The sequence below is a fragment of the Glycomyces luteolus genome (genome assembly GCF_027622875.1).
Lineage (GTDB): Bacteria > Actinomycetota > Actinomycetes > Mycobacteriales > Micromonosporaceae > Glycomyces > Glycomyces luteolus.
Window position 1 is genome coordinate 7,777 of record NZ_JAPZVP010000037.1, and the last position, 4,727, is coordinate 12,503.

At 68.1% G+C, this 4,727-nt stretch carries 2 protein-coding genes and 1 pseudogene; all 3 read left to right on the forward strand.

All coding sequences use genetic code 11. The annotated features are described in order from the left end of the window. Positions 1-219: 219 nt before the first annotated feature. Positions 220-1,677, forward strand: coding sequence for a DUF5605 domain-containing protein (locus O1R50_RS25940; protein ID WP_270113164.1), 1,458 nt, complete (start codon positions 220-222; stop codon positions 1,675-1,677). Positions 1,678-1,865: 188 nt separating this feature from the next. Continuing rightward, positions 1,866-3,935 (forward strand): alpha-galactosidase, encoded by a 2,070-nt coding sequence (locus O1R50_RS25945; protein ID WP_270113165.1) that lies wholly within the window; start codon positions 1,866-1,868, stop codon positions 3,933-3,935. A gap of 497 nt (positions 3,936-4,432) precedes the next feature. Next, a pseudogene (locus O1R50_RS25950) lies at positions 4,433-4,727 on the forward strand (xyloglucanase); the annotation flags it as partial.

Here is a 4,727-nt window from a genome sequence, read left to right on the forward strand (position 1 = left end):
CCCCCCCAGCCCCCTCCCCTCACCCCTACTGCCCCGCCCGGGGGGGGGGGGGGGCCCCCGCCCCCCCCCCCCCCCGCTGCAGCGCCCCGAGACGCGGCACTCGAGCGACGGCCGCCGTACCGACCACGCCGGTCCGACCCATGACAGATCCGGCCGACCAGAAGGAGACCGACATGATCGCCGCACTTTCGCTGCAGCTCTGCAGCGTGCGAGGACACGATGAACCAGCCGGCTGCATCTGAGCGCTGCGCCCGCTGGGGCGTGTACGAAGTCGAACTCCGCGGCCCCGCCGAAGGCAATCCGTTCACCGAGGTCGACCTGGCCGCGGTCTTCGACGATGGTGAGCGGGAGATGCGCGTCGGGGGGTTCTACGACGGCGATGGGATCTACCGGGTCCGCTTCATGCCCGGCGCCGAGGGACAGTGGACCTTCACGACAGCCTCGAACGCCCCCGCACTCGACGGCGTGACCGGCGAGTTCACCTGCACCCCACCGGCACCGGGCGCTCATGGTCCGGTCCGGGCAGACGGCTTCCACTTCGCGCACGGCGACGGCACCCGCTACCTCCCGGTCGGCACCACCGCCTACGCGTGGACCCACCAGGTCCAGCGACTGCGGGACCAGACCCGCCGGACCCTGGCCGCGGGGCCGTTCAACAAGGTGCGGATGTGCCTGCTGCCCAAGTGGTACCAGTACAACCACGAGGAGCCCGAGCTTTACCCCTTCCCCGGCTCCGTCGAGGAAGGCTGGGACACGACCCGGTTCGACCCGGCGTTCTTCCGCCGCTTCGAGCAGGAAGTGGCCGCCCTGCAGGAGATGGGGATCGAGGCGGACATCATCCTCCTTCACCCCTACGACCGGTGGGGATTCGCCGACCTCGGCGCCGAAGCCGACGACCGGCTGATCCGCTACGCGGTCCGGCGACTCGCGGCCTACGCGAACGTGTGGTGGTCCATGGCCAACGAGTACGACATGATGGGCGCCAAGACCGAGGACGACTGGGAGCGCCTGGCCGCCGTCGTGTCCGAAGAGGACCCGCACGGGCACCTCAACTCGATCCACAACTGCGGCCCGTTCTACGACTACGCCAAACCGTGGATCACCCACGCCAGCGTCCAGCGCCAGGACGCCTACCGGACAGCCGAGTTCACCGACGAGTGGCGCAAGCGCTGGGGCAAGCCGGTCGTGGTCGACGAGTGCGCCTACGAGGGTGACATCGACCAAGGCTGGGGGAACATCTCCGGCGAGGAGTTGACCCGGCGCTGCTGGGAGGGCGCGGTACGGGGCGGCTACGTCGCGCACGGCGAGACCTACCTCAACGACACCGAGGAACTCTGGTGGTCCAAAGGTGGCGAACTCGTCGGCACCAGCCCGGCCCGCATGGGCTTCCTGCGCGAGGTCATCGCCGCGTCCCCGATCGGGGTCCTTGACCCGCTTCCCTCCAACTGGGACGCGCCGGTCGGCGGGGTCGCCGACGAATACGAGGTCACCTACTTGGGGTTCAGCCGCCCCCGCTTCCGCGAACTCCCACTTCCCGAAGGCAAGCGCTGGACGGTCGAGGTGATCGACACCTGGAACATGACCGTCGAACGCGTCGCCGACCACGCCGAGGGCACCATCCGCGTCGCCCTCCCCGGCCGCGAACACATGGCCATCCGCATCCTCGCCGAGAAATGATGAGTAGCGAGGGCAAGGAACCCCCAATGCATTCCTCACCTGTCAACGGCCGCAGTGGGTTCGCGAACGCTCTCCCATCGGCTCGGGCCGATATCGGGGCTCTGGCCAGGCCGTTCGCGCCCGGCCAGGTTCGCGAGCACCGGCACCGTGGATGCATAGGCGTATTTCAATTGAGAGCGGAGTAGTAAATGACATCGCAAGCCCCGTTGCATCGTGACGAGGATCCGGCCTTCGGGTGGGTCCTCCCCGGACTCCACCTCAAGTTCGATCACCGCGACGACCGGCCCGTGCGGCTCGTGCGCCTCGCGACCGCACCCGAGACGCCGTCAGCGGCCGCGCCCTCGGCGATCGTCGACGTCATCACCGCCGGCGGCGCGCACAGCGCCAGCAACGACCAGGGCCTTCTCTACTCGAGTGCCGGGCAGCGGCTCCGCTATGAGGGCCACGAATCGGACGAGACCGAGCTGAGGATCCGCCAGCGCGCGCCGGAGTTCGGCGTCGAGGTGCTCAGCGTCTTCCGCGTCGCCGGACCGGGTCTCCAGATTCGGCACACCGTGCGCAACGTGGCCGACCGGAGTTTCGTACTGCTTTCGGTGAGCTCGGCGCTCGTGGCCGTGCCCGCCGACGGCGCGCATGATCTCCTTTGGGGCGAGAGCGAATGGCGGGCCGAGGGGCGCTGGCGGCAGCGCCCGTTGAGCGAGCTGCTGCCCGATATCGATCCGGCGATGCACGGCGGCCAGTACTCGCGCGGGCTCTTCTCGCTGACCAGTCATGGGAGCTGGTCGACCGGTTCGTTCCTGCCGACCGGGGTCCTCGCGGCCGAGAGCGTCCCTTCGATCGCGTGGCAGGTCGAGACCAGCGCGGGCTGGCAGTGGGAGGTGGCGCAGACCGGGAGCACTGTGACGGTGGGCGTGCACGGCGCGACCGACAGGCACCACCAGTTCGCCGTGCGGCTGGCGCCGGGCGAGGAGTTCACCTCGGTGCCGGCAGGGCTCTGCGTCGCCGATGGCGGCCGGGACGCGGCCTTCGCGGCGCTCACCGGTTATCGGCGTGCGATCCGTGAGGTGCGCCCGGTCGACGCGCGGCTGCCGTTGGTCTACAACGACTACATGAACACCCTCATGGGCGAGCCGTCGACGGAGAAGCTGCTGCCGCTCATCGAGTCGGCGGCCGAGGCGGGCGCAGAGTACTTCTGCATCGACGCCGGGTGGTACGCCGTGCCCGGCAGCGCCTGGTGGGTCGGCGCGGGGGAGTGGCTCGAGGCTCCTGAGCGGTTCACCGGCGGCTTGTCGTCGGTCATCGACGCCATCCGCGCCTCCGGCATGCGGCCCGGGTTGTGGTTGGAGCCGGAGGCGGTCGGGGTCGAGTCGGCGATCGCGGATCGACTGCCGGAGGAGGCGTTCTTCCGGCGGTTCGGCGAGCGGGTGATCGTGGCGGGGAACTTCCAGCTCGATCTGCGGCATCCGGCGGCGCGTGCGCACTTGGACGAGACGGTCGACCGGTTGGTGGAAGAGTTCGGACTCGAGTTCTTCAAGCTCGACTACAACCGGAACATCGGTGCCGGGACTGAAGTGGACGCCGACGCGCCGGGGGCCGGGCTGCTCGGTCACACTCGAGCCTTCCGCGACTGGCTGCTCGGTGCGCAGGCGCGGCATCCGGGAGTGCTGTTCGAGAGCTGCGGTTCGGGCGCGCTGCGCATGGACTACAACATGCTTTCGATGGCGCATCTGCAGTCGACCTCAGACCAGGAGGACTTCAGGAAGTACGCGCCGATCGCGGCTGCCGCTCCTGCGAGCGTGCTGCCTGAGCAGGCGGGGAACTGGGCGTATCCGGCCGCGTCAATGACCTTGGAGGAGACGGCGTTCGCGATGACTGCGGGTGTCATGGGTCGGCTCTACCTCTCCGGGTTCCTCAACGAGTTGAGCGCGGAGCAGTCCGCGCTGGTGCGCGAGGCTATTGCGCTGCACAAGGACTGGCGGCACCGTATCGCCGAGTCGCATCCGGTGTGGCCGCTGGGTCTCCCGGGCTGGGGGGACGAGGTGATCGCCCTGCAGCTCGACACCGGATCCGAGTCGCTGCTGGCGCTGTGGTCCCGCGGTGAAGCTGCGGAGGTCGCGCTGCCAGGACTGCGCGGGCGGGACCTGAAGCAGGCCTACCCGGTTACCTTGCCGGAGTGGACGATCCGCAGGCCTGGCGATGTTCCGGTCGTCGAGGTGCCGTCTGGTCCCGCCGCCAGGATCTTCATGGTGCAGCGGTGATCCAGGGGCCTACGTCGGGCCGCTGGGAGCCTGCTGCACGGTCGTTTCGGCCAGCGGCAGGGTCGCTGCTGCGGTCCGGTCCTTCGACTTGGGCGTGACCAGACGGTCGACCGGGATCGTCATCGGAAAACCAGGGACATCCGCTACCTGAGATATTCATCTGATGTTTTTCACGGATAAGCCTTGTGCAGGAAGGGCTCTCGACATACTGTTAGTTTGTGGACATATCTAAATTTAATGATCCTTCGTTACTTCAACCCTTCCTGAAGCATTCTGGAAAGCACCCCTCCAATGCCCGCTCCCTCCTCGAGCGCGCCCTTTCTGTTCATCCAGAAGCACTTCACGAAGGCCGTCATCACCGGCGCTGTGAAGGGATAGACCCGCGGTCTGTGAGGGTCCGCAGGGGGAAGGGCGTCCGGATCTTTGCCGGGCCCGGACGCTCGCTAGTACTTGAACCGCAAAGCAAGACCGCACCAACCAACGAAAAGGAGCAATACGTGCGACGACGCACATTCGCCGCCACCGCAGGCGCGGCCGTGGTCGGGGCCGGCGCCCTGTCCATCCCCTTCTTCGCCGGAGCCCAAGAAAGCAACCGGCAGGGAGGCAACACCTACGCCTGGAAGAACGCCGTCATCAACGGCGGCGGTTTCGTGCCCGGCATCGTGTTCAACGAGACCGAGCCGAACCTGATCTACGCCCGCACCGACATCGGCGGCTGCTACCGCTGGCAGGAGGACTCCCGGACCTGGAAGCCGCTCCTGGACTGGGTCGGCCGCGACAAGTGGGGCTGGT